The organism is Spirillospora sp. CA-108201 (assembly GCF_050936235.1).
In the GTDB taxonomy this organism is placed as follows: domain Bacteria; phylum Actinomycetota; class Actinomycetes; order Streptosporangiales; family Streptosporangiaceae; genus Spirillospora.
The window spans coordinates 7,460,807-7,485,470 of record NZ_JBNJNE010000001.1 but is presented as its reverse complement, the minus strand read 5'-3'; the positions used below and the strand labels follow the sequence as shown (position 1 = coordinate 7,485,470).

Genomic DNA, 24,664 nt, shown 5'->3' with positions numbered 1-24,664 from the left:
CCCTTCGGAACGACCCAGCCCTGCTTCCATCCGTCGAGGCGGACGGCCCGCAGCTCGGCGCCGCCGACGGTCGCGCGCCAGCCGGCGTTGAAGTTCTCGTTCACCGTGAGGAAGGAGGCGGTGGCGGCGTCGACCTCCAGCCTGCGCTCGCCCGGCCCCCAGCCGAGCACCCTGACCTGCCGCGACGCCGGGGCCGCCGCGGCGCCGCCCGGCTTCGCGCCGACCGTGACCGTGTCGATGCGGTAGGGGTCGAACGGTGCGGACGCCAGCCGGTTCGGGCCCGCCCTGAGCGAGGCCGGCGCGCACGCGGCGAACCGCAGCGGCCGGCCCGCGAGCAGGTCGCCGAGGGTGCCGGTCGCCTTGGTCTGGACGGCGGCGCCGCCGATCCGCAGCTTGGGGCCGTACCCGCACGGCAGCCGCAGCGGGAGGGCGCGGACGTCGGGGACCGGCTTGACGCCGGGGATGGCGAGGTCGGTCACCTGGACGGGCTGGGCCCGGCCCTCCCTGAAGAAGGTGAACGTCACGCGGTCGGTCGTCATCGGGGCGAACGCCAGCCCGCCCTGCGCGTCGGACAGCCCTTCGCGGGTCTGGCCGTTCTCTCCCACCACCCGGATGCGCATGGGGCCCGACGCGCCGGGCGGACGGGTGACGGTGACGGCCGCCAGCCGCTTGCGGCCCTTCCACCGGACGGTGTACGTGGGCGCCGCGTCCCTCTCCCCCGCGATCCAGGCCGTCTGCGGGTCGCCGTCGAAGGCCGACCTCGGCTGGTCGGCCGGGTGGTCGGCGAGGACCGAGCTCGCGGCGACGGCCGGCTGACCGCGGGCGGCGGTGAAGCGCTCGACGAGCCGCCGGTCGGTGAGCACGGCCGTCCCGGTGACGGCGGCCCTGCCCGCGGCGGCGGCGGTGAGCGTCCGGTCGAAGCCCGCCTCCTCCTCGTCGCCGGAGCCGAGGGACGGTGAGCACACCCAGCGGCGGCCGCCCTTCACGCACGCGCCCGCGGCGCCCTGCGCCCGGCTCATCACGTACGTCGCGGGCCCGTCGGCGCCGGCGGGCGCGGGCATCGTGAACGTGCGGGTGGGCCGCACCCCGCCGATCGACAGCTCCGACACGCCCGCGCGGGCGAACCCGGCGACGAGCGGCTCGGAGTTCAACCCGAGGATCCGCAGGCGCAGCCAGCGGGTCGGGCCGCCGGGCGCGCGGAGGGGCTGCCCGGTCACGATCCTCTGGACGTCCTGCCGCACCGTGCCGTTCTCGGTCTCGACGGCGACGCGCGCGACGGCGGGGCCGAGCGACCCGTCCTGGAGGAACGCGGCGGTGAGGTTCCGGACCTCCCGGGGCCGGTCGAAGTCGACGCGGAGCCACTGCCCCACCGGCCCGTTCCAGCCGCCCGTCCTCCAGGCGGTGAACCGGTCGCCGTCGAGCGCCGCGAACGGGGTCGCCGCAGGCTCTCGCGCCTGCGGGACGGCGTCGTCGCCCGCCGCCGAGGTCGACGCCGTGACGTCGCGGACGCCGCCGCCGTACGTCGCATGGGTCGCGTAGCGCCGCCAGCCGGTGTCGAGGACGTCGGCGGCCTCGCCCTCGCGGGCGGCGGTCAGCGTGGGGGACGTCTGGTGCAGCTCGCCGAAGTTGCGGCGCAGCAGGCGGGGCGAGTCGGTCACGACCGGGGCGCCCTTGAGGTCGGGCGCGTCGTCGTCGAGCAGGACGGGCCCGCTCGGCAGGGTGCCGCCGTCGGCCATGGGCAGCAGCGACTCCGGCCCCCCGTACACGCGGACGGGGTTCGCGGCGTCGGCGAGGTTCGCGACGCCGGCGGCCCCGGCGACCTCGTAGACCTCCAGCGCCGGGTACTTCTGGTCGACGGCGGTCACCGCGTCGTCGGCGTCCGCCCCGACGGGCGCGCCGAACGCGGCGGCTCTGCGCATCCCGGGCGAGTCGCCGAGCGCCTGGTGGAGGCGGGCGGGCCAGGCTCCGCGCAGCGTCTCGCGCCGCAGGTCATTACGGACCAGGAGGTACCGGACGCCCATCCGGCCGAGGAAGGCGCTCAGGCCCGGCGACCCCTGCCCGGACCGGACCTGCTGGTCGATCGCGTCCAGCGCGCGCGTGTACCCGGGCGAGCCGGCCGGGACGAGCTGCCGGACGCCCCACCGCGCCGACAGCAGCGGCTGGACGATGTCGTCCATGGGGCGGCCCCACAGGTACTCGCCGAACGGCGCGCCCGGTACGGCCAGCACCCCCTGCCGCCCGGCCCGCGCGTTGATCCACGCCGCGGCGTCCCGCCAGTACCGGGGCACCTCCGTGAACTCGCCCGGCCCGGACAGGCCGTGCGAGACGGCCGTGAGCCCGATGCCGCCGAGCGCGACGGCGGCGGCCACCGGCAGGCTGAGCAGCGCCTTCAGCGTCGCGCCGAACGCCGGCTCCCCCTCGCGGCGCGGGCCGCGGGCGGCGCCCGCCGTGCGGCGGGCGGCCGCGGCGAGCGCGTGGCCGAGGCCGAGCGCGAGCGGCAGCCGGACGACCGCGTCGAACTTGTGCAGGTTGCGCAGCGGGGCGAGCGGGCCGTCCAGCAGGTCCCGGAGCTGCCCGGCGAACGGGCCCGGCAGGTCGCCGAGGTGCCCCATCGACAGGATCGACAGCCCGGCGAGCAGCGTGAGCAGCAGGAACGTCCGCTCGGGGAGCAGCCTGCTCAGCAGCCCGGCGAGCCCGAGCGCGGCGGCGAGGCCCGTGCAGACGATCGCCACCGGGCCGAGCGACAGGCCGTGCCCGACCGGCCACCAGACCTGCCCGTCCACGATCAGGTAGTTGACCCAGCGCTCCGCGCCGCGCAACACGTTGATCAGGCCCGTCGGCCCGGTCGTGGTCCGCGCCTTCTCGGTGTAGGTCAGCCAGGAGAACCCGTAGGTCCCGGTGAGCAGGAGGGGGGCGAGCCACCAGGCCACGGCCGCGCCCGCCGCCGCCGACCACCACGCGAGCATCCGCGCCCGGAACGACCCCCGGGGCCGCGTGAGCACGTAGACGACGGGGACGACCAGCACGGCGACGGTCGCGGTCGCGTTGACGCCGCCGCAGCAGGCGATCGCCAGCCCCGACCGGGCCGCCGCCCTGAGCCGTCCGGTCTCCCCCGACGCGGCGCCGGCGAGCGGCAGGACGATCCAGGGCAGCATCGCGACCGGCAGGTACTCCGAGGAGATCTGCCCGAGCGTGGCCAGCCCGTTCGGGGCCAGCGCGTAGGCCGTCGCCGCGAAGAGGCGGGCGCCCTGCCCGACTCCGCCGGCGGGCCCGGCGCCGAAGCCGAGGCGCCCCGCGAGCCGCCAGGCGCCGGTGAAGGCCAGGCACATCAGCAGCGCCAGCCAGAACCGCTGGGTGATCCACGCGGGCATCCCGGCGACGTCGCCGAGCGCGAAGAACGGGCCCATCGGGAACAGGTAGCCGACGGCCTGGTTCTGGAGCTGGCCGAACTGCTCGGCGTCCCACAGGTGCAGCGCGCGGCCGAGGAACCCGAGCGGGTTCACCGCCATGTCGATCTTGGTGTCGGCCAGGATCGCGCCGGGCCGGGTGCCGAACGCGAGCGCGGTCAGCGCGAGGCAGCACGCGAGGACGCGCAGCCGCTCGCGCACCCGGCCCGCGACGTCGGGGCCGTCCGGCACGGGCCGGCGGGACGCGCCGGCGCGGGGCGGATTCGCCTCTCCCACGGCCATGCTCGCCCCCCGCCCCTCTCCGCCCTCGGCCTGGTCTCCGTGCTTCCCCGGGCCTCAGCCAGGGTGTCCGTCACCGTACCTTCGCCCGCCCCGCGGGCCGGCCGGACCGGCCCGGACGGCGGAGGCCACGAGGTCCCGCATCCGGGCGGCGGTGCGCGCCCAGTCGAACTCTGCCGCCCACCTCTGACATTCCGTGGCCATCCGCTCGCGCTTCGTGCGTTCTCGCAGGTCATCGAGGGCACGTCGGACGACGCCGACCTGGTCGTCGCCCGCGCGGACGAGCCATCCGGTGACCCCGTCGCGGACGGCGTCGCGCAGGCCGTCCACGTCGTGCGCGACGGTCGGGACGCCGAGCGCGGCGGCCTCGATGACGCTGAGGCCCCAGCCCTCGCCCTGGGACGAGCTGAGGTGCAGGTCGGCGCGGGCGACCAGGGCGGCCTTCACGTTCTCGGGGACGTGGCCGTGCGCGATGACGACCTTCTCCAGGCCGCGGGATCTGATCGCGGCCGCGAGTGCGCCCGCCTCGGGGCCGTCCCCGACGATGTGGAGCCGCAGCCCCGGGTGCGTCTCGCGAAGGCCCTCCGCGAGATCGAGGAGAAGGGGAAGGCGCTTGTGCGGGACGAGCCGGGTCACGCAGACGAGATCGGGGTCCCCCGCGGGCTCCGGGACCGCGCCGTCGGGTTCGGCGACCACTGTTCCGTTGGGGACGACGTGAGTCGGGCCCGTCCAGCCCAGTCGCTCCCTGACGGCGCGCTCTGTGGACGGCGAGACCACTACGAACGCATGCCGCCGGTACGTCCAGCGGCTCACCGGCCCTTCCAGGACTTGGCCGACCCACGCGAGCCATCTGGGGAAGTACAAGCCGAACTGGGCGTCGTGCACATGGTGGATGACGCAGAACACCGGGACACGGCGCGGCATGACCCACGGCGTGAAGAAGGGGATGCCGTTCTGGCAGTCGACGACCGCGTCGAAACGCCGCCGCCGGAGACGGGAGCCCAGCATCCACAGCAGGACGAGGGGGTAGACGGTGAAACGGCCGCCGAGACGCACGAACTCCACGCCCTCGGCCCGTTCCCTGCGTTTCTGACCCGGCGCCCTGCTCGTCACGTAATGGACGCGGGTTCCCTCACCGGCGAACCTGCGCGCCAACTCCCAGGCATAACGTTCGGCGCCGCCCGCAGAGGGATGCCAGGGGTCCCGCCAGTTGACGACCGCCAGCCGCAGGTTCTCGCTCATCCCGTCTTCGCGCGCGGCGCGGGAACGTTCTCCGCCAGAGCAACCGGATTGGACAGGGCGATGGGCTCCGACAGGGCTACCGGCACAGGGCCCGGCTCGCCGAACGCCGCCCGCAGCGGCACCACCGGGATGTTCGGCCGCACCGGCAGGACGGGCAACCGGACTCCGGCGCGCGCGCGGATCCGGGCCAGGTCGAACAGGCATTGCAGTGAATGCCGCCTGACCGAGAACGTCGACCCCGGGCGGTCGCGCCAGACCACCGGGATGTCCGTCACGGACGCTCCGCGCCGCACGCAGTGGGCGAGGAGTTCGACGTCGAACGAGAAGCCCGGCGTGCGCAGGTCCGCCGCCGCGGCCCGTCCGAGCGGGCCGTAGAAGAACTTGAACCCGCACTGGGTGTCGGGGATGCCGCCCACGAGGTCGCGGACGATCCGGTTGAACGTGATGGCGCCGAGGCGCCTGACGGGCAGCGCGTACCCCTGGACGACCGACCGACCGTGGCGCCTTGACCCGACCACGACCGGGCGGCCCTCGCGCAGCAGGACGATGGCTTCGTCCAGCGCGGCGAGGTCTGTTGCCATATCGGCGTCCATGAACCCCACGTAGGGGGCCCGTGTAGCGAGCAGTCCGGCGCGGACCGCCGCTCCCTTTCCCCGGCGCTCGCAGCGCACCAGCCGGACGGGGACCGGCCCGTCCCAGGACTCGACGATGCCGGCCGTCCCGTCGGTGCTGGCGTTGTCGACGACGATGACCTCGGCCCGCGCCGCAAGCCCCGCGAGCTTGCCGCACAGCAGATCGAGCCCCGCCGGAAGCCGGTCGGCCTCGTTGAAGGCGGGAACCACGATCTCCAGAAGTGCGGGCCGGTCACGCCTGGTCCCCATCAGGGCCTACACGTCACCGGGAGCCGTAGTTGTACAGCGGCTTGATGACGGGGTCCTTCTGGGAGGCGCTTGCGAGCTGGACGGCGCCGAACGACGCTCCGGAGGCCAGCAGGACGCCGACGACTGCGGCGATGGCGATGCGCATCAGAGGGTCCTTCGTCGGGGATCGGGTCTGCGGGGCGTGATACCGCCGAGTAACGGGAAGCTCAGAGTAGTCCTTGAGGCCGTGAATGACCAGAAAACGGCGAGACTCGTCAGCACCCACGCGGCCACCGCGGGCACCACCGGGACCGTGTCCCGAGCCCCGCCCACGGCCCCGTCTATCCGATAGACGACCAGGTCAGAGCCGCGCAGCACCGCCGTCGCCGCACCGGAGGGACGATGCCTCCCCGGCTCCGCGTCCACGACGACGTACCGTACGCCCCCGTCACGCAGCGTGTCCGCCGGCGGTGTTCCGGTCCGCGCGTCGGGCGCGAACTCGACCGCTCTCGGGTCCTCGGGGGCGACGGTCGCGCCGCCCACGGTGACGGCGTCGTCCACGACGACGCGGCGGTGCAGGTAGCGGGGCATCGGGTCGAGGACCCGGCGGCCGTGGTTCCACGGGTAGCTCCGGTAGGACGCCCAGGGCAGGACCAGCACGTCCCCCGGGGCGGGGTCGCCGTCGATGATCTGCCGTGCCCGCGCCCAGTCGTCCGGGTATCGGACGGACCGCAGATCGCCCGCCGCGCCCCATGCCAGCGTCGGCAGGAGGAGGACCGGGACCGCCGCCGCGGCGGCGGCCACTCCCGGCCACCGGGCCTCGGCCGCCCGGTCGGCGGCCACTCCCAGCCCGACGGCGACCACCACGGCGAGCGGGGCGACGAACTGCTGCCCGTCCCGGAGGACGGCGAATCCCGGCCAGAGGCCGATGACGCCTTCGAGGACGGGCGCCGCCACCGCGCCGAGAGCCGCCACGACGAACCCGGCCGCCGCCGCGACGGCCGCGCCCCGCCACCAGACGGGCTCGCGGCACCACTTCCCGTAGGCGGCCAGCGCGACGACCACCACGACCAGCCAGATCGTCGCGACGACCGGCGCCCCGTAGCCGCGCGGCACCGCCTCGCCGTTCCACACCCCGCCGAGCAGGAGCAGGCTGCCGAGCGTCCCGAACGGCGTGTCCGCCCTGGCCGCGAAAAGGTCGACGGCCGTCCCGTCCCCCGGCAGGCCCGCGGGTCGCAGCGCCCCCGGGACCAGCCAGGGCAGGCCGAGCACGCCCGCGGCCGCCGCGACCCGGGCACCGGCACGGAGGCGCTCGGCACCCGGCGAGGCCACGAGGGCGACGGCCAGGGCCGTCATGGCGGAGACGGCCAGGGCCGCGAAGCCGCCGATGGCGGCGGGAAGCAGGGCGCGGACGAGCCGCCGGCCGCCGCCGGGCCCGTCCGTCCGCGCGGCGGCCGCCACCACCCAGGGCAGGGCCGCGTAGCCGAGCAGGAGCGCCCACTGCCCGAGCAGCAGGCGTTCGGCGACGAACGGGTTCCAGGCGTAGCAGACGCCGGCGGCCAGGCGCGGCAGCACGCGGGGCGACGGGACCAGCGACGCCGCCGACGTGCACGCCATCACGAAGACCGCCAGCAGGACGAGCTTCTGCACCGCGTCCGCCGGGACGACCGCGGCGAGCGCGGTGACGAACGCGTCGCTCGGCACGTGCCGGGGCACGACCCCGGTCAGCCCGAACGTCAGGCGGGTGAACGCCGGGTCGGGCACGAACACCATGTCGTAGGACAGCACGAAGCCGGGCGCGAGCCCCGGCCCGAGTGCCGCGAGCCCGAGCCCGAGGCCGGTGAGCGCGGCCACCAGGTGCCGCGTCCGGTCGGTCACGCAGTCCGCTCCCGCATGTGAGCCTGGACGCTACCCGACCGGCTCGGGGTCGCGGGGCAGGCCGAGGATCCGCTCGCCGATCACGTTCAGGTTGACCTCGGTGGTGCCGCCTCCGATCGTCATCGCCCGGGAGGCGAGCAGGTAGCGGGTCCAGCGGGCGCGCAGGGGGTCGCGGCGGCCGCCGGTCAGGGCGCCGTCCTCGCCGAGCAGCGTGAACCCGTACTCGGTGACCTGCTGGCCGTGCTCCATCGCCACCAGCTTGCGGACGTTCGCCGTCGCACCCGGGTCCGTGCCCGACAGCCGCTTGAGCGTGGCGCGCAGCCCGAGCAGGTTGAACGCGTGCTCGTCACAGGCGAGGCGCCCGATCCCGTCGCGGACGAGGGGGTCCCCGTCCAGGCCGAGCTCCGCCGCGAGTTCGAGCAGCTTGGGCAGGTCGCCGCCGAGCTGGAAGCTGCTCGTCAGGCCGACCCGCTCGTTCGCCAGCGTCGTGCGGGCCACCCGCCATCCCTCGTTGACCGGGCCGACGACGAGGTCGTCCGGCACGAACACCCCGTCGAGGAACACCTCGTTGAACACGGCGTCGCCGGTGCACTCGCGCAGCGGCCGCACCTCGATGCCGGGCGAGGCCATGTCGACGAGGAAGTAGGTGATCCCCTCGTGCTTGGGACGGTCCGGATCGGTCCGCGCGACGCAGATCCCCCACCGCGCCTCGCGGGCCAGCGACGTCCAGATCTTCTGACCAGTGATCGTCCAGCCGCCCTCGGCGCGCTCGGCGCGGGTGCGCAGCCCGGCCAGGTCGGAGCCCGCGCCGGGCTCGGAGAACAGCTGGCACCAGATGATCTCGCCGCGCAGCGTCGGCGGCAGGAACCGCCGCCGCTGCTCGGCCGTCCCGTACTGGACCAGCGAGGGGACGACCCATGCCGCGATCATCAGCGGCACGGGGCGCACCTTCGCCGCCCTGAGCTCCTGCTGGATCACGATCTGTTCGAGCGGCCCGGCGTCCCGTCCCCACGGCTTCGGCAGGTGCGGCGTCACCCAGCCGCCCTCGGCCATCGCGGCGCGCCGGCCGAGCGGCTCCATCGCGGCCAGCTCGGCGACGCGGGCCCGGATCTCCTCGCGGACCGGCGCCGCCTCCCCGGCCGGCTCGACGCTCATCGGGCGCCGGACGCCCCCGACCGCGAGCGCGGCGACCTCCGCGCGGTGCGTGCTCGCCCGTCCCAGAAGCGCGCGCAGGGTGAGGGCCCGCCGGTAGAGGAGGTGGGCGTCGTGTTCGTAGGTGTAGCCGACGCCTCCGTGGACCTGGATGTCGCCTTCGGTGCAGGTGACGGCGGCGTCCGCTGCCAGAGCGGCGGCCACTCCGACGGCGTAGGCGCGCTGGTCTTCTGGCTCGTCCAGAGCGCGCGCGGCGTCCCATACAGCCGCCCTGGCGCGCTCAACGGCGATGAGCATCCGCGCGCACTTGTGCTTGACGCCTTGGAACTGGCCGATCGGACGGCCGAACTGCTCGCGCAGCTTCGCGTAGGCGACGGCGTCGTCCAAGGCGCGTCCGGCCACACCGCACGCCTCGGCCCCTAGAAGAACGGACGCGAGGGCGTGCACGTCCACGCCGCTGATGAAGCACTCGTCCGGAAGGGACACGGCCTCGACCGTGACCGACCCGACCGGACGGGTGATGTCGAGAGACTCCAGCGGTTCGACGGTGACCTCGTCCCGCCGCAGGACGGCCCAGCGGTCACCGGCCGGGAGCACGAAGACGTCGGCCAGGGGCGCGCCCAGCACCGGCCGCACCGTCCCGGAGACGGTCGGGCCGTCCGTGTCGAGACCGCCCGAGAGGCCGACCGCCGCCTTCCGGTCCCCCGTGGCGAGCCCTCGCACCTCGGCCCCGGCCGCGTGCAGGATCGCGGACGCGAGCACGGTCGGCGCGTACGGGCCGGGAGCGAGCGCCCGGCCCAGCTCCTCCAGCACGACGGCCTGCTCCAGGATCCCGAAGCCCTCGCCGCCGGCGTCCTCGGGCAGGTGCAGTCCGAGGAGCCCCTGCTCGGCGAGCGCCGGCCAGAAGCCCGCGTCCGCGTTCCGGACGGCCTCCCGCGCGACGGCCCGCTCGGCGAAGCCGCGCACCGACGCCGCCAGCGCCTCGTGTTCCTCGGTCAGCCCGATGGCCATGGCCACACCTTTCTCAGGGGTGGCCTCAGCGTATGAGAACGCGATTCGGCTGTCAGGGGCCGACCGGGTCAGGAAGCGACCGCGTCAGGAAGCGACCGCGTCAGGAAGCGACCTTGAGCTGCCCCAGGAACCGGTTGACGTCCGGCCACTGCTTGCGGTTCGTGTTCGGCATCGACGCGAACACCACCGCCGGCGCCTTCCGGCCGGTGTCGACCACCGCCACGGCGACGATCTCACCGGTCGCGCGCACCCCGGCCCGCTTGTAGGTGAGGTACGAGGCGACCAGCCAGCCCTTGTGCCCGTCCACGTTCAGGGCCTGCGACGCCAGCGGCGCCGACTTGTGGGGGAAGGAGTAGTACTGCGCCTCGTAACCCTTCGCCGCCAGCCCGGCCACGTTCTTCACGCTGTCCGGCCCCTGGTAGGAGCTCTGCAGGGAGGGGATCAGCGTGCCGGTGAGGAGCTGCCCGTACCAGAGCCGGCCCGCGCGCCGCTCCGTCAGGAGGATCTGCTGGCCGGACCATCCCGGCGTGCCCAGCTTGTTCTTCTTGGTGGGCACCTGCCAGGGCGCGGCCAGCCGCGGGTACGACAGCCCGGAGTGGACGTCGTTGACCCGCCCGAGCATCCGGCTCGGCTTCCCGGGGAACGTCGCGAGGCGCTTGTCCGGCGGCATCTCCGCCTGCGCCGCCTCGGACTGCTCCGCCGCGGCCCGCCGGTCGGCGTTGTCGGCGGTGTCGCCGCCGCCGGCCGGCTTGTCGCCTTCGCCGCTCTTCATGAAGTAGACGCCGCCGGCCGCGAGCAGCGCGACCACCAGCAGGCCGATCCCGCCGAACAGCACGATCCGGGAGCGGCCGCCGCCCCCGTCCAGGGCGTCGCGCCGGGGCTTCGGCGAGCCGCCGAGCTTGGCGTCCGCGGCGTCCTCGTCCGCCATCCAGTCGGGCATCTGCCAGTTGCCGCTGCTCGGCTTGCCGGGCTTCGCCGGCTGCCCGGACCCGGTGGGGACGGCCCGGACGTACTTGTCGTCGCCGCCGCCGTCGTCGCCCTCGTCGAAGAGCGACCCCTCCCACTGGGGCGCCTCCTCGGCCACGGGCGCGACCTTCACGTCCTCGGGGTCCGGCTCCTCGCTCGCGGGAGCCTGCCGCCGACCGGTCTCGACCTTGCCCCAGACGTCGTGCGTCCCGCCGCCCTCGCCGGACGCGGAGAAGTCGGTGCGGCCCGTCGGCGGGGGCACCGGCACCTCCGGCACCTTCGGCTCGGGGAAGGCCGCCAGCGGCCCGGTCGAGCCGTCCCGCGGCTCGCTCTCGCTCATTTCGGTCCAGCGCACGCTGCGCTCCCCCTGATCGGACATGCGGCACACGTTACGCCAAGATCACTCGCGCCGTTCCGGCCGGTCATCACGCTCAGGACACATCTTCTCATCGCCTCGGTGCCGACGTCCCGGACGCCTCAGCCGGGACTCGCCAGGCCCGCGTCGGCAGGCGGCTCCCCGGCCAGGCGTTCCCGCGCCAGCAGCGTCCCGCCGGCCACCGCGCCGGGCATCGCGAGCACCGCGCCCAGCGGGATGAGAAACACCACAAAGGTCGCCGCGCCGAACCCGACGGCGAGCGGGCGGTCCGCCTTCAGCCGCGCGAACCGGTCCCGGCGCCGCAGCCCGCGCCGCTCCAGCGCGATCGACGTCAGCTCGCCCGCGAGGAAGTAGCCCGACACCAGCGCCGCGACCACCGGCACGACCGTCTGCCCCACCACCGGCAGGAACCCGCAGGCGAAGAACACGACCGCGAACACCAGCGCCACGGCCGCGAGGATCAGCGCGTCCTTGACCGCCCGCCCGATCTGGACGAGCAGCGGGACGTCCGGCTCCGGCGGCGCGCCGCCCTGCGACTCCTCCACCCGGACCGCGATGGCCTCGTAGAACGGGTCGCCCACCAGCAGCGTCACCGCCGTGAACGTGATGATCGCGAGGAACAGGGCCGACCCGTACAGCGCGATCCCGGCGACGACCCGCAGGGAGGTGCGCGCCGCGTCCGACCAGCCGTCGGCGAAGCCCGTCGCCCATCCGGCCAGGTCGTCGATCCGGTACGCCAGGAAGACCAGCGCCGCGACGTACACCGCCAGCACGATCAGCGCGGGGATCAGCCCGAACAGCCACTGGGCCGGATGCCGCGCCACCCATCCGATGCCGCGCAGCAGGTAGCCGACGCCGTTGAAGAAGTCCTTGAACGCGGAGGGCCGCCGCGGCGGCTCCGGGGCCGGCGGCCCCGGCGGACCCGCGGGGATCGGCTGCTGCGGGCTCGGCGGCGGGCCCGGCTGCGGCGGGCCTGGCTGCGGCGGACCGCTCCAGGGGTCGGGCCGGTCCGGCGGTCCGTACGGTTGGCTCACGCACCCTGACCCTATAGGGCCGGCAGCCCCACAAGACGGACAGAACGGTCCCACACCGCGCGCCGCAGTTCCGAATCCTTCAGGGCCTCGACCATCGGCAGCATCCCGGCGCCCGGCGTCGCGGCGTAGTAGCCGCCGCTGCGCCCCTCGAACTCCTCGTCCAGCGCGAGCCGGAGCGCCATCCGCGCCCCCTGCGCCGGCGTCCGCGTCACCGGGGTGTGCGAGAACAGGGCCAGGACGCGTTCGGTTCCGCGGACGTCCCGGCCGAGGCTCGTCGCGACGAAGCCCGGGCACACCGCGTTCGCCGTGACGCCGCTGCCCTCCATCCGCCTGGCCAGCTCCTGCGCGAACAGGATGTTGAGCAGCTTGGAGCGCCCGTACACGCGCAGCGCCCCGGCCGGGCCGTAGGACACGGGCTCGGCCATCCGCTCGACGTCGAGCCGGTCGGAGAACCGGTGCGCCTCCGACGCCACGACGACCACCCGCGACGGCGCGCCCTTCTCCAGCAGCCCCAGAAGCAGGTTCGTCAGCAGGAACGGCCCCAGATGGTTGGTCGCGACCATGCGGTCGTACCCGTCCGCGCTGACCTTGGCCCGCAGCAGGTACACGCCCGCGTTGTCGACGAGCACGTCCAGCCGGTCGAACCGCTCCTCCAGCGACGCCGCGACCCGCCGGACGTCCATCTGGACCGACAGGTCGCCGATGAACGTCTCGACCCGGGCGTCCGGCACGTCCGCCGTCAGCTCCTCGACCGTCGCGGCGGCACGCAGCTCGTTCCGGCAGACGATTCCCACCAGCAGCCCCGCCCGGGCCAGCCCGCGCGCGATCTCCTTGCCGATCCCGGACGTCCCCCCGGTGACGATCGCGACCCTGCGCTCCATCCCCCCACCGAACCACCCCCCGGCGCCCGCGGGCAACAACGCGCCGCCCCTGGCACCGAAGTGGAACACGTTCTACTATTTCGGCCATGAGGTTCACCTACGCCGAGGCCATGACGGATCCCTCGTTCTACCTGCCGCTGGCCAGGGCCGCCGAGGAGGCCGGGTACACGAGCATGTCGGTCGCCGACTCGCTCGTGTACCCGAAGGAGTCGGACTCGGTGTACCCGTACACCGCCGACGGGAAGCGGGACTTCCTGGAGGACAAGCCGTTCATCGAGACGTTCACGCTGATCGCGGCCATGGGGGCGGTGACCACCCGGCTGCGGTTCACGCCGTTCGTGCTCAAGCTGCCGGTGCGTCCCCCCGTCCTGGTGGCCAAGCAGGCGACGTCGATCGCGTGCCTGACCGGCGGGCGGCTCGGCCTCGGCGTCGGGCTCAGCCCGTGGCGCGAGGACTTCGAGGTGATGGGCGTCCCGTGGGAGCGGCGCGGGAAGCGGATGGACGAGGCCATCGACATCGTGCGGGGGCTGAGCGGCGGCGGGTACTTCGAGTACCACGGCGAGCACTTCGACGTCCCGGCGCTCAAGATCTGCCCGGCGCGGCCCTTCCCCATCCTGGTCGGCGGGCACAGCGAGGCCGCGCTGCGCCGCGCCGTCGTGCGCGGGGACGGCTGGATGCACGCGGGCGGCGGCGACGACCTGGACGACCTGCTCGCCCGGCTGGGCCGGATCCGGGAGGCGGAGGGCAAGGCCGGCGACCCCTTCGAGGTCCACGTCATCTCGATGGACGCCTACACGCCGGACGGGGTGAGGCGGCTGGAGGACAAGGGCGTCACCGACGTGATCGTCGGCTTCCGGACGCCCTACGCGCAGGGCCCCGACACCGAGCCGCTGGACAAGAAGATCGAGCACCTCGAACGGTTCGCCGAGACCGTCATCGCCAAGACCGCCTCCTGAACCAGAAACGAGAACACGTTACAGTGAATGCGATCGCCTGGGACGCCCCCGACTCCGACCACCCGGCCCGCCGCGCCGCCCGCGCCTCCATGACCGCCGTCGCCGAGGGCCGCAGGGACGACTGGCTGGCCCTCTTCGCCCCGGACGCCCTCATCGAGGACCCGGTCGGCCCGTCCTTCCTCGACCCGGCGGGCGCCGGCCACCGGGGCCCGGACGGCATCGAGAACTTCTGGAGCTCCTTCATCTCCACGATCGCCGGCTTCCGCTTCCGCGTCGCCGACTCCTTCGCCAACGGCCCCTGCTGCGCCAACGTCGCGACGATCACGACCACGACGCCCGGCGGCGCCGCGATGACCATCGACTGCGTCCTCGTCTACACGGTGGACGACGCCGGCAAGATCACGTCTCTGCGCGCCCACTGGGAACCCGACCGCGCCATGGCCACCCTCACCTCGCCCTGACCCGGCCGGGTCCGGTTCCAGCCCGAGCGAGCCGCGGCGGGCAGGCCGCCGCGGCTCGCGCGCGGACGGTCAGCGGCGGCCTCCGGACCGGCGCTGCGCGTTGAAACGGTGGTCGCGCCGGACCAGGTCGGCCACCTTGTTCCGGCCTTCGCGATCGAGGACGCCCCCGGTCCGGGCGACCTGGTCGAGCAGGGACCGGGTTCCGATGCCGACGACGTCGACCCCCGGGTTCCGGCAGGTGCCGAGCTCGGCTCGGTCGTGCATGACGACCACGGCGGTGCGCACCGGGACGGGCGCGCCGCGGGAACGCAGGAACTCCTCCAGCGCTCCGGCGACCTCGCCGACCTGCCGTCCCCAGCTGCGGCCTCGGCCGTCGGCCAGGACGCCGGTCTTCACCCGGTTCCCGTAGCGGTCGAACTTCTCGAAGCGCCAGTCGTCGCCGGTGACGTGCACCTTGACGGCCTGGCCCTTGACCTCGATCGCCCAGACCCCGCCGGGCCCGACCAGCAGGTGGTCGACCTCGCCGCGCCGGTTGGCGTAGCCGCGGAACAGCGTCCAGTCCCCGCGCAGGGAGCGTTCCAGTTCGGACGCCACCCGGTCCTCGGCGTCGACGCCGGCCTGCTGCTGCGCGCGCCGATGCATGACCGCGGGGTCGAGCGCGGGCGCCTCCCGCTGCAGGGCCTGCAGTTCCCTCGCGTCCCGGAACCGCCTGGCGAGCTGCCACCACCGGCGGGACGCCTCCTGCCGCCGGCGGAGATCCTCCACGGCCCGGGCGTGCTGGGCGACGCGGTCGCGCTCGCGGGCGAGCGCCGCGTCGGTGTCCTGAAGTTGGGAACCGGGGTGGTCTGATAGCACTTCGATCCGCATTGATCCAAGATAGTGCGAACTGCCGACTTAGCCTGAGTTGCCGAGAAAGTCATCGGCCATCCCGAGAGATGTCTGTCCAATTTCGGTCACTTATGGGCAGTAGATGTCACCCTTTCGCGCATTCTGGCGGACGGTTCCGCGGTCCTACCGTCAGGGCGCGCCCCCGGCGGGAGGCCGGGGAGAAGGGGCGGGGATGAATCCTTCATCGAAACCACAGGCTCTGATCGGCAAGTACCTGGTGCGCGAGACCGACCGGACGAAATGGGGTGACGGCGAGTACGCGCCGCAGCAGAACTTCCTCGGCGATCTGTCCGGGAACACGGTGGACCACTTCGTCAACGGAGTGGCGTACTTCAAGGCCCTGGAAGCCGAGATCGAGGCCCTGCGCACGTCCACGGCGAAGGGCCGGTACCTTTACCTGACCGCGTGGTGGCTCGGCCTGTCCAAACTGCCCGCCGACACCGAGGTCCAGGCGTTCGGCGAGTTCGGCAGCGCCGTCGTCCAGCAATTCCCGGTACTGAATGATCTGACCCGGCCGGTGCAGGTCGGCAAGGAGTACCCGCCGCTGACGCTCCCGAGCGGCGAACTGCTCTCCCGGCGCCTGGAGGACCTGCACAAGTCCGGCGCCGACGTGCGGATCCTCGCCTGGGTGTCGCCCTTCGGCGCCCGGTACGCCGTTCCCGAACTCGGCGGTATCCGCATCGTGAACGCGCAGACGCTGCTCAGCGTCGCGGAGATGCGCAGCCGCTTCGGCGAGGCCGGCGCCGGGAAGGTGATGGTCAACCTGACCGCGCACCCGCTCGGCGCGGTGCACTGCAAGCTCGTGGTGGTCGGCGACCACAAGACGACGCGCGCCTTCACGGGCGGCATCGACCCGGTCATGGACCGGACGCACCCGGCCTGGCACGACCTCGCGGTCCGGGTCACCGGGCCCGCGGCCACCGCGGTCCACCGGTTCTTCCAGCAGATGTGGGCCGAGAACCTCAAGCTGCCGCCCGAGAACTTCCTGGTCGACCGCCACCCGATCGAGTCGCGGCTCAAGACGGCCGCCCCGGTCCCCGACCCGCCGGAACCGCCGCGCGGGGACGGCACCGGCGCCCACGTCCAGGTGCTGCGGACCGTCCCGAAGATGCGGTTCTCCTCGTCCGGCCCCACGTGGCTCTACGACAAGAGCTCGGTGGTGCGGGCCCTCATCACCGCCGGCGTCGGCTTCAGAAAGGAGCCGATCAGTTTCGCGCCCGACGGCCTCTTCGAGTTCAAGGTGGCGCTGGAAAAGGCGATCGGCCAGGCCGAGAAGTACATCTTCATCGCGGACCAGGCCTTCAGCAGCAAAGAGATCATGGGCTGGATCAACGCCCGGATGCTGGCGAAACCGGACCTCAAGGTGATCCTGCTGCACGGCGGAGATCCCAGTGACCCGCCGAGCGGGGACATGCCCGAGGCGGTCAACAACCACCTGATCCCGCGCGTGCCCACGGTCCTGTTCGGCGGCCCCAGCGGCCTCCAGGGCCTGGAGGTCTACGGCTGGCCCGGCACGGCCGTGCACTGCAAGGTGACGATCATCGACGACGTCTTCTGCGTCGTGGGGTCGGCCAACGCGATGCGGCGCAGCCTCTACACCGACACCGAGCTGTCCGTCGCGGTCCTGGACGCCACGGACACCGGCCTCGTCCGCCGCCTGCGCCGCGACCTGTGGGCCAAGTACTGCGGCATGCTCCTGCCGGACGAGATGCTGCTGAGCGGCGCCACGCAGCCGGGCTACGACGAGCTGCTCCACCTCGACAACGCGCTGTCGATGTGGTCCCCGACCTGGGGCGGCGCGCTCCCGGCGGACGTCAAGCCGGTGCCCGGGATCAAGGGCTTCCACCTGCCGATGCCGGTGACCGTCCCGTACTCGCAGCAGGACCACGACCGCAAGGACGCCGACTCGCGCATGACCTTCTAGAGCCGGCGCCCCTCGTTTGACAGGTCGCGACGCCTCCGCTAAAAAACCATCTGGTTATAGAACCGGAAGGTTTTCTCGTGGACACCACCACCCTGGACACGACGTTCGCCGCGCTGGCCGACCCCACCCGGCGGGCGATCCTGGCCCGGCTCACCCGGGGCGACGCCTCGGTGGGCGAGCTGGCCGCGCCGTTCGCCATGAGCCAGCCCGCCGTGTCCAAGCACCTGCGCGTACTGGAACGCGCCGGCCTGGTCACGCGCGGCCGGGACGCGCAGCGGCGGCCGTGCCGGCTTGAGGCCCGCCCCCTCCGGGAGGCCCTGGACTGGCTCGCCGACTTCCGCCAGTACTGGGAGGAGAGCTACCGGCAGCTCGACGCGCTGCTCGCACGGCTCGAAGACCGGGACGACTCGTGACGGCGTGGCCGCCCCGCGGGGCGGGCCTCGTGGTCGGCACACCCTCCGGCACGGAGATCCGGCTCAGCAGGACGTTCGACGCGCCCCGCCGGCGGGTGTTCGACGCGTTCACCCGTCCGGAACTGCTCAGGCGGTGGCACGGCGCCCGCGGCTGGCGGCTCGCCGTCTGCGAGATCGACCTGCGTCCCGGCGGCGCGTGGCGCTTCGTCTCCCGCGGCCCCGGCGGCGCCGAGATGGGCTACGGCGGCGTCTTCCTCGAGGTGGACGCGCCCGCGAGGCTGGTGCAGAGCGAGATCCGCGACGGCTGGGAGGCCGGCGAGGCCCTGGTCACCACCGTCTTCGACGAGCGGGACGGCCGCACCGCCATGGACGTCACCGTCCGCTACCCCACCCGCGAGATACGCGACAGCGTGCTCCGCACCCCGATGCGGCGCGGCGCGGGCCAGTCCTACGACCGACTCGACGACCTGCTCTCGAAAGGAATCCCGATGACCGAGCCCCAGCCCGAAGGCGCCCCGGTGCTGCCCGTGCGCCCGGGAACGCTCCTGCTCGAACTCGTCCCGGTACCGGTCGGCGACATCGATCGGGCCAAGGACTTCTACACCCGTCTCGGCTTCAACGCCGACGTCGACGTGCGGCCCGCGGACGGCGTCCGGTACGTCCAGCTGACGCCCCCGGGCTCGGCCTGCTCGATCGCGCTGACGGAGGGCCTGCCGGGAATGGACATGCCGGTCGGGTCGCAGCGCGGCCTGCACCTGGTCGTCAGCGACATCGAGGGGGCCAGGTCCGACCTCGTCGAGCGCGGCGCGGACGTGGAACCGGTGGAGGACATGGGCGGCGTCTTCTACGCCCGTTTCGCCGACCCGGACGGCAACGCCTGGACCCTCCAGCACATGCCCTGGCGTCCCTGACCTCGGGCCGGCCACCCGGGCCCGCGCGCCTCCCGTGAGAGGATCCACCGCAGTCCGTGCCGGCTCTGGACAGTGGAGGCGTTGATGTACGCGGTGTCCCTCGGTGACGACGGCGCGGAGTTGCGGCCGCTCGAACCATGGCAGGCCGGGGAGTTCCTGGCCCACATCGACCGGGGACGGGAGTTCATCGGCCGGTTCGTCGGGCTCCCGGACCGCGTCACGGACCTGGACTCCAGCCGCGCTCAACTCCAGGCGTACGCCGACAAGGCCGCGGCCGACCGAGGGCGCATCTACGGCATCTGGACCGGCGGCCGGCTGGTGGGCGGGGTCCTCTTCGTGACCATGGACGTCGAGCAGGGCACCGCCGAGGCCGGCTGCTGGCTGGAGCCGTCGGCGGCGGGCAAGGGCCTGGTGACCAGAGCGGCGCGCGCCATCATCGACTGGGCCATCGAAGAGCGCGGCATCCACCGCGTCGAATGGCAGGTCTCGGCCGCCAACGCGGCCAGCATCGCGGTCGCCAGGCGGCTCGGGATGTCGAAGGACGGCACCCTGCGGGAGAGCTTCCTCTACCGCGGGAAACGGCAGGACATCGAGGTCTGGTCCGTCCTCGCCCCGGAGTGGCGGGCGACCGGGCAGGCGCCCTAGGCAGCGGTCAGCCGCGGTCCTGGGCTATGGTCCAGCGGCCGGACGTCGCACGAGGCGCGGGACGGGTCCCGGGGTCGCCCCCAGAGGGGAACACGGCGATCGCGACGTACACGTGCTGGCCCTTGCCGAGGCCCTTGGGCGTCTCGCCATCCCCTCACCACGTCCCCCAGGGCGCGGCGCGGATGGCGGCTACGGCGGGAGCGGGCCGGTCAGCCGACCGGTGCGAGGCACAGGTTCGTGGCCAGGCCCCGTGGGTCCACGCCGAGGAACGTCTTGACCATCGCGCCGCCATTCCAGCCTGAGTAGTACCTGCAGCCGCGGGTGGGGTCCTGACGGGCGCCGTCGGGATCGTCGGCGGTCCGGCCGACGACCTTGTAGGCCGCGCCCTCGGCCAGCCGCAGGCCGCACGGCGTCCGGTACCACTCCCCCTCCTTCGTGCCGAACCCGAAGTCGGAGTCCCCGGCGCGGTACACGCAGTCGCCGATCGCGGCGTCGGCGCCCGGCCGCCCGTACACCTGGCGGCCGACCAGCATGGCCAGGCCGAGCAGGGCCGCGACCGCACCGATCGCCGCGACCGTCCGGCCGGCGGCTGAAAGCCGCCCCCACCACGACGTCCCGTCACCGATCCGCGTGCGACCGTCGTTCGACTCGGCGAGCGGTCTCCCGGCCGTCGGACGCCCGGCCGTCTCCGCGTCGCGAACGCGCCGGTCTCCCGGTCCGGAGGCGCGGGCGAGAAGCACGCGCGCCTCGGAGATCGTCGGACGCTCGGCCGGATCCTTGGCCAGAAGACGCGTGATGAGCCCGGTGAGCCCTCCGGCGCGCCTCGGCGCTGCGGGAGGGTCGTTGATGACGGCCTTGAGCGTGGCGGAGGTGGTGTCGCGGCGGAACGGGGAGACGCCCTCCACCGCGTGGTAGAGCGTCGCGCCCAGGGAGAACAGGTCGGAGGCGGGGTCGTCGTTCCCGTCGATGCGTTCCGGGGCCATGTACTCCAGCGACCCGATGAACGCGCCGGTCGCGGTGAGCGTGGTGTCGGAGTGGTGGACCGCGATGCCGAAGTCGGTGAGGACGGCGTCCCCGCCTCCGGTGAGCAGGACGTTGGCCGGCTTCACGTCCCGGTGGACGATCCCGGCGCCGTGCGCCGTCTCCAGCGCGTCCAGCAGGCCGGCGGCGACGCGCGCGGCCCCGGCCGCCGGCAGGGGGCCGGACCGCGCGATCCGGTCGTGCAGGGAGTGCCCGTCGACGAGCTGCATGACGATCCAGGGGAGGCCGTCCTCGACGACGACGTCGTGCACGCTGACGATGTTCGGGTGGTCGCGCAGCCGTGCGGCGTTGTGCGCCTCGCGGGTGGCGCGCGCGACCCGCTCGGCCAGCTCGGCGGCGGGCGGCCGCATCTCCTTGACCGCCACGTCGAGCCCGAGTGCGGTGTCGTGGGCCTTCCACACGCGTCCGAACCCGCCACGCCCCAGCGTCTCGACCAGCCGGTACCGCCCGCCGACCAGCCGTCCGGGGGCCGCCTCCGGTGCAGTCGTCACACCGGCGAACCTACCGACGCCCCCGACACTCGTACAAGATTGTTCTTTTGCCGTCGCCGCGGGCCTTCCGACAAGGCTCGGGCCTCACAGACCGATGTTGCTCTTGGCGCCCATGTAGGAGCCGGCACCGGGGAACCCTGCCCTCGCGAGGTCGGCGAACCGCTCGCCGAAACCGAGCGACGCCAGGTCGGCCAGGCGCACGAACTCGACCCCGCGGATCGGCCGGGAGTCCGCCGCCCCGGCCACGACCCCGACCGCTCCGCCCGTGCGGCGCACCTCGAAGGTGATGTGCAGGACGTGCACGTCACCGCGGATGTGGTCGCACACGTACAGCAGCCGGCCGACCTCGACGTCGACGCCGGTCTCCTCCCGCATCTCCCGGACCAGCGCCTCGGCCAACGGCTCGGACTCCTCCACCTTGCCGCCCGGCAAGGACCACGACCGTCCGGTGTCGGTGTCCTGGTCGAGCAGCAGGATCCGCTCGTCCTCGATGACGATCCCTGTGACCCGTATGTCCACGCGGGCAACCTACCGGCCGCGGAAGCGACGGGTACACCAGTGCCCGGCGCGAGTGGCGCGGCACGTGATCCGAACCAATGGCGAGTCACCGGCGTCCAGTTCAGAGGCGAGGATTGCCGAAGCGGGAACGGGCCTCGCCATGGCACGATTGCGGTGATTCATGAGGAGGTTCGGGGTGCATCGTCTGGTCGTGTCACTGACCTCCCCCGGGGCGTATCGGACAGTACTCGAAGCGCTGAAGGCGCCGCTGCCGTCGGGTGCACCCCCTGGACGGCACATCTTGATCGAGCCGGGCTCGTATCCGAACACGGGATTCCGCAGTACGGGCGACTTCGTCATGACGGCCGTGGAGGGGCTGGGCTCGGTGACGCTGGACGGTCGCACCGTCGGCACGATCGAGGTCACCGGCAAGGTGACGTTGCAGGGCCTGATCGTCCGGAACTGGAGTGACAAGGGGCTGGCCCTGGAGGCCGCCGAAGGCACCATCGTGGCGGAGCAGTGCGAGTTCATGACCAAGAACTCCCTCGCCGTGCGGGCGTCGAAGGGCGCGCACCTCACCCTGCGGGACTGCGAGGTCCAGGACGGCGCGATCGTGTACAGCGCCTCATCGGGGGTCATGGAGGGCACCACCGTCACCGGGACGAGCGGCAACGCGGTGGCGCTCCGCAGCGGCAGTACGGTGACCATGCGGTCGTGCCAGGTCAAGGACGCGGGCGGGGACGGCATCTGGGTGACCGAGGGCGCCAAGCCGCTGATCGAGCGGTGCACGGTCAGCAACCCGGCCAACGCCGGCATCAGGGTCGACGACCGTGCGGACGCGACGATCCGCGACTGCGAGATCGACGGCTCGGACAAGGAGTCCCAGAAGGCGTCCCTGTTCGTGACGACCAAGGGCGTCGCGCTCGCGGAGGACTGCCGCCTCGTGCGCCCCGGGTTCGACGGGGTGTGGGTGACGGCCGGCGGCTCGCTGATCGCCCGGCGGATCAAGATGACCTCGCCGCGGCGGATCGGCGCGGTGGTGCAGAAGGGCAAGGCGCTTCTGGAGGACTGCGAGGTCGTCGGCGCGGCCTCCAATGGCTACTACCTCTCCGACAAGGCCGACGTCACGGTCGTCCGGGGGCGGATCGCCGATGCGGGAACGTCCGGCATCGGGCTGAAGGACGGTGATCCCCGCGTCCTGCTGGACGGTCTGACGATCACCGGCAGCAAGCTCGTCGGCGTGAACGTGGAACCGGGGGGCCACCTCACCGTCCGCGGCTGCACGCTGGCGGGCAACCAGGGCCACGGCATCCTCGCCTGCCTCGGGACCACCGTGGAGATCGACAACCTGACGAGCGTCGGCAACGGAAGGCCGGACCTGCTCGACTACGATTTCGCCGCCGCGACCGCCAAGGCCGAGAAGGAAGCGTCGGCCGAGCCCAAGAGCAAGAAACCGGCCGAGCCCGCGAACCAGAAGCCCGCAGAGCCCGTCAGCCAGGCGCCCGCCGAGCCCAAGGCCGCGCCGCCCGCGCCGAAGAAGGTCGGCGGCGCCGCGGATGTGCTGCTGGCCGAGTTGGACGCGATGATCGGTCTGGCGGGGGTCAAGCGTGAGATCCGCAAGCTGACGAATCTGCAGAAGGTGGCCGAGCAGCGGCGGTTGGCGGGGCTCCCGCCGGGCCCGTCGATCGGCCGCCACATGGTCTTCGCGGGCCCGCCCGGCACGGGCAAGACCACCGTGGCGCGGCTGTACGGCGGCATCCTCGCAGCGCTCGGAGTGGTCGAGAAAGGCCAGGTCATCGAAGTCGGCCGAGCAGATCTGGTGTCGGAGAACATCGGCGGGACGGCGCTGCGTACGACCGAGATGTTCGACCGCGCCCGCGGCGGTGTGCTGTTCATCGACGAGGCCTACACGCTGTCGCGCAAGGCGTCCGGCACCGACTTCGGTCAGGAGGCCATCGACACCCTGGTGAAGCTGATGGAGGACCACCGCGACGAGGTCGTGGTGATCGCTGCCGGGTACTCGGCGGAGATGCGCGAGTTCCTGGCCGCCAACCCGGGGCTGAGCTCGCGGTTCTCCCGGACGGTGGAGTTCGAGAACTACAGCCCCGCCGAACTCGTCCAGATCGTCGGGACGCAGGCCGACAAGGACGGCTACCAGCTGGCCGAGGACGCGCGCACCGCGCTTCTGGCGCACTTCACCTCCATGAAGCGCGACGCGTCGTTCGGCAACGGCCGCGCGGCGCGGCGGGTGTTCGAGGCGGCGGTGGAACGGCAGGCGCAACGCCTGGCCGACATGGAGGAACTGCCCCCCGGCGAGGAGCTGTCCCGGCTGGTCGCCGAAGACCTCGACGTCGACACCGGTCTGGCCGCCCGGTTCGGAGAGGCCCGCGACCCCGACCAGGTCACCACCCTGCTGGCGCGGCTGGCGACGATGACCGGACTGGACGAGGTCAAACGCGACATCCGCGACCTGCTCGACCTGATCGCCTCGGCACGGCGCCGCCGCGCCGCCGGACTGCAGGCCGAACCCTTCACCGGCCACCTGATCTTCGCCGGCCCACCCGGCACCGGCAAGACCACCGTCGCCCGGCTCTACGGAGAACTCCTCACCGCCCTGGGCGTCCTGGCACAAGGCCAGGTCGTGGAGGCGGCACGCGTCGACCTGGTCGGACAGTACGTCGGGCACACCGCACAGAAGACCAGCGAGGTCTTCGAACGCGCCCGCGGCGGCGTCCTGTTCATCGACGAGGCCTACACGCTGTCCCGCCAGGCCGGATCAGGCAACGACTTCGGCCAGGAGGCCATCGACACCCTCGTCAAGCTCATGGAGGACCACCGCGACGAGATCATCGTCATCGTGGCCGGATACACCTCCGAAATGGAAGGATTCCTGGCAACCAACCCCGGCCTGGCATCGCGTTTCGCGCGCACCCTCACCTTCCGCCCCTACGAGGTCGACGGCCTGGTCTCGATCTTCCTGGGCAAAGCCGAGGCAGCCGACTACCGCGTCCCAGAACCCACCCAGCAGGCCCTCACCACGTATCTGGAGGCCAGCCGCGACCGCTTCCAGGTGGGCAACGGGCGCGAGATCGACAAGCTGTTCCGTTCCGCGGTGACCGCCCACGCCCGCCGCACCGAACAGCTCGCCAGCACCAGCGCCGAACTCACCACCGAACAACTCGCCACCCTCCTCCCCGAAGACATCATCTAGGGGCCGCGACCCGTTGCTGGACGACGAGACGGCGGGCACCCGTTTCCCGATCCGCGACGCCGAGCCCGAGCAGGCCGTGCCCGCCGCTCCAATGGGCTACGACCTCGACGCGGAACGGCCGCTGCTGCACACCGCCCAC

18 protein-coding genes and 1 pseudogene are annotated in these 24,664 nt (G+C 73.2%); 7 read left to right on the top strand and 12 right to left on the bottom strand.

Annotated features, from left to right (window positions below; all coding sequences use genetic code 11):
* Nucleotides 1-518: 518 nt before the first annotated feature.
* From ACQEU6_RS35915 to ACQEU6_RS35875, 9 genes and pseudogenes are all read right to left on the bottom strand, one after another.
* Nucleotides 519-3,689, bottom strand: a pseudogene (locus tag ACQEU6_RS35915) (alpha-(1->3)-arabinofuranosyltransferase domain-containing protein); the annotation flags it as partial.
* A gap of 54 nt (nucleotides 3,690-3,743) precedes the next feature.
* On the bottom strand, nucleotides 3,744-4,928 hold the full coding sequence (locus ACQEU6_RS35910) for a glycosyltransferase family 4 protein (RefSeq protein WP_499337980.1): 1,185 nt from the start codon (nucleotides 4,926-4,928) through the stop codon (nucleotides 3,744-3,746).
* Nucleotides 4,925-5,809, bottom strand: coding sequence for a glycosyltransferase (locus tag ACQEU6_RS35905; RefSeq protein WP_499337979.1), 885 nt, complete (start codon nucleotides 5,807-5,809; stop codon nucleotides 4,925-4,927). The genes ACQEU6_RS35910 and ACQEU6_RS35905 overlap by 4 nt, the downstream gene beginning before the upstream one ends.
* Before the next feature lie 13 nt (nucleotides 5,810-5,822).
* Nucleotides 5,823-5,954, bottom strand: a complete 132-nt coding sequence (locus tag ACQEU6_RS35900) for a hypothetical protein (RefSeq protein ID WP_499337977.1) — start codon at nucleotides 5,952-5,954, stop codon at nucleotides 5,823-5,825.
* A complete protein-coding gene (locus ACQEU6_RS35895; protein WP_499337976.1) occupies nucleotides 5,954-7,666 on the bottom strand; it encodes an MmpA family trehalose lipid delivery protein in 1,713 nt (570 codons plus the stop codon). The genes ACQEU6_RS35900 and ACQEU6_RS35895 overlap by 1 nt, the downstream gene beginning before the upstream one ends.
* 30 nt (nucleotides 7,667-7,696) lie before the next feature.
* Nucleotides 7,697-9,829 (bottom strand): acyl-CoA dehydrogenase family protein, encoded by a 2,133-nt coding sequence (locus ACQEU6_RS35890; protein WP_499337974.1) that lies wholly within the window; start codon nucleotides 9,827-9,829, stop codon nucleotides 7,697-7,699.
* Between the two features lie 100 nt (nucleotides 9,830-9,929).
* A complete protein-coding gene (locus ACQEU6_RS35885) occupies nucleotides 9,930-11,174 on the bottom strand; it encodes a hypothetical protein (RefSeq protein ID WP_499337972.1) in 1,245 nt (414 codons plus the stop codon).
* Between the two features lie 98 nt (nucleotides 11,175-11,272).
* Nucleotides 11,273-12,205, bottom strand: coding sequence for an EI24 domain-containing protein (locus tag ACQEU6_RS35880; RefSeq protein WP_499337971.1), 933 nt, complete (start codon nucleotides 12,203-12,205; stop codon nucleotides 11,273-11,275).
* A gap of 11 nt (nucleotides 12,206-12,216) precedes the next feature.
* Nucleotides 12,217-13,086 (bottom strand): SDR family NAD(P)-dependent oxidoreductase, encoded by an 870-nt coding sequence (locus ACQEU6_RS35875; RefSeq protein WP_499337969.1) that lies wholly within the window; start codon nucleotides 13,084-13,086, stop codon nucleotides 12,217-12,219.
* Nucleotides 13,087-13,172: 86 nt separating this feature from the next.
* Between ACQEU6_RS35875 and ACQEU6_RS35870 the strand changes: the two genes are divergently transcribed.
* Together ACQEU6_RS35870 and ACQEU6_RS35865 are read left to right on the top strand one after the other, a co-directional pair.
* Nucleotides 13,173-14,042, top strand: a complete 870-nt coding sequence (locus ACQEU6_RS35870) for a TIGR03619 family F420-dependent LLM class oxidoreductase (protein WP_499337968.1) — start codon at nucleotides 13,173-13,175, stop codon at nucleotides 14,040-14,042.
* Nucleotides 14,043-14,065: 23 nt separating this feature from the next.
* Nucleotides 14,066-14,503, top strand: coding sequence for a nuclear transport factor 2 family protein (locus ACQEU6_RS35865; protein ID WP_499337967.1), 438 nt, complete (start codon nucleotides 14,066-14,068; stop codon nucleotides 14,501-14,503).
* Between the two features lie 69 nt (nucleotides 14,504-14,572).
* On the opposite strand, the gene ACQEU6_RS35860 is transcribed toward ACQEU6_RS35865, so the two are convergent.
* Nucleotides 14,573-15,370, bottom strand: coding sequence for a nuclease-related domain-containing protein (locus tag ACQEU6_RS35860; protein WP_499337965.1), 798 nt, complete (start codon nucleotides 15,368-15,370; stop codon nucleotides 14,573-14,575).
* A gap of 193 nt (nucleotides 15,371-15,563) precedes the next feature.
* On the opposite strand from ACQEU6_RS35860, the gene ACQEU6_RS35855 reads away from it, so the two are divergent.
* The 4 genes from ACQEU6_RS35855 (at nucleotide 15,564) to ACQEU6_RS35840 (ending at nucleotide 19,284) form a co-directional block, all read left to right on the top strand.
* Nucleotides 15,564-17,315 (top strand): phospholipase D family protein, encoded by a 1,752-nt coding sequence (locus ACQEU6_RS35855; protein WP_499337964.1) that lies wholly within the window; start codon nucleotides 15,564-15,566, stop codon nucleotides 17,313-17,315.
* A 77-nt stretch (nucleotides 17,316-17,392) separates the two neighbouring features.
* Nucleotides 17,393-17,728 (top strand): ArsR/SmtB family transcription factor, encoded by a 336-nt coding sequence (locus ACQEU6_RS35850; protein ID WP_499337962.1) that lies wholly within the window; start codon nucleotides 17,393-17,395, stop codon nucleotides 17,726-17,728.
* 29 nt (nucleotides 17,729-17,757) lie between these two features.
* Nucleotides 17,758-18,639 carry an SRPBCC domain-containing protein gene (locus ACQEU6_RS35845; RefSeq protein ID WP_499337960.1) on the top strand — a complete coding sequence of 294 codons (882 nt, stop codon included), beginning with the start codon at nucleotides 17,758-17,760 and terminating at the stop codon, nucleotides 18,637-18,639.
* A gap of 84 nt (nucleotides 18,640-18,723) precedes the next feature.
* Nucleotides 18,724-19,284: a GNAT family N-acetyltransferase gene (locus ACQEU6_RS35840; protein ID WP_499337958.1), complete on the top strand. Its 561-nt coding sequence runs from the start codon at nucleotides 18,724-18,726 to the stop codon at nucleotides 19,282-19,284.
* Between the two features lie 209 nt (nucleotides 19,285-19,493).
* On the opposite strand, the gene ACQEU6_RS35835 is transcribed toward ACQEU6_RS35840, so the two are convergent.
* Both ACQEU6_RS35835 and ACQEU6_RS35830 read right to left on the bottom strand, forming a co-directional pair.
* Nucleotides 19,494-20,816: a serine/threonine-protein kinase gene (locus tag ACQEU6_RS35835; protein ID WP_499337956.1), complete on the bottom strand. Its 1,323-nt coding sequence runs from the start codon at nucleotides 20,814-20,816 to the stop codon at nucleotides 19,494-19,496.
* 84 nt (nucleotides 20,817-20,900) lie between these two features.
* Nucleotides 20,901-21,335 (bottom strand): NUDIX domain-containing protein, encoded by a 435-nt coding sequence (locus tag ACQEU6_RS35830; protein WP_499337954.1) that lies wholly within the window; start codon nucleotides 21,333-21,335, stop codon nucleotides 20,901-20,903.
* A 160-nt stretch (nucleotides 21,336-21,495) separates the two neighbouring features.
* Between ACQEU6_RS35830 and ACQEU6_RS35825 the strand changes: the two genes are divergently transcribed.
* Nucleotides 21,496-24,525, top strand: coding sequence for an AAA family ATPase (locus tag ACQEU6_RS35825; protein ID WP_499337952.1), 3,030 nt, complete (start codon nucleotides 21,496-21,498; stop codon nucleotides 24,523-24,525).
* Nucleotides 24,526-24,664 lie beyond the last annotated feature (139 nt).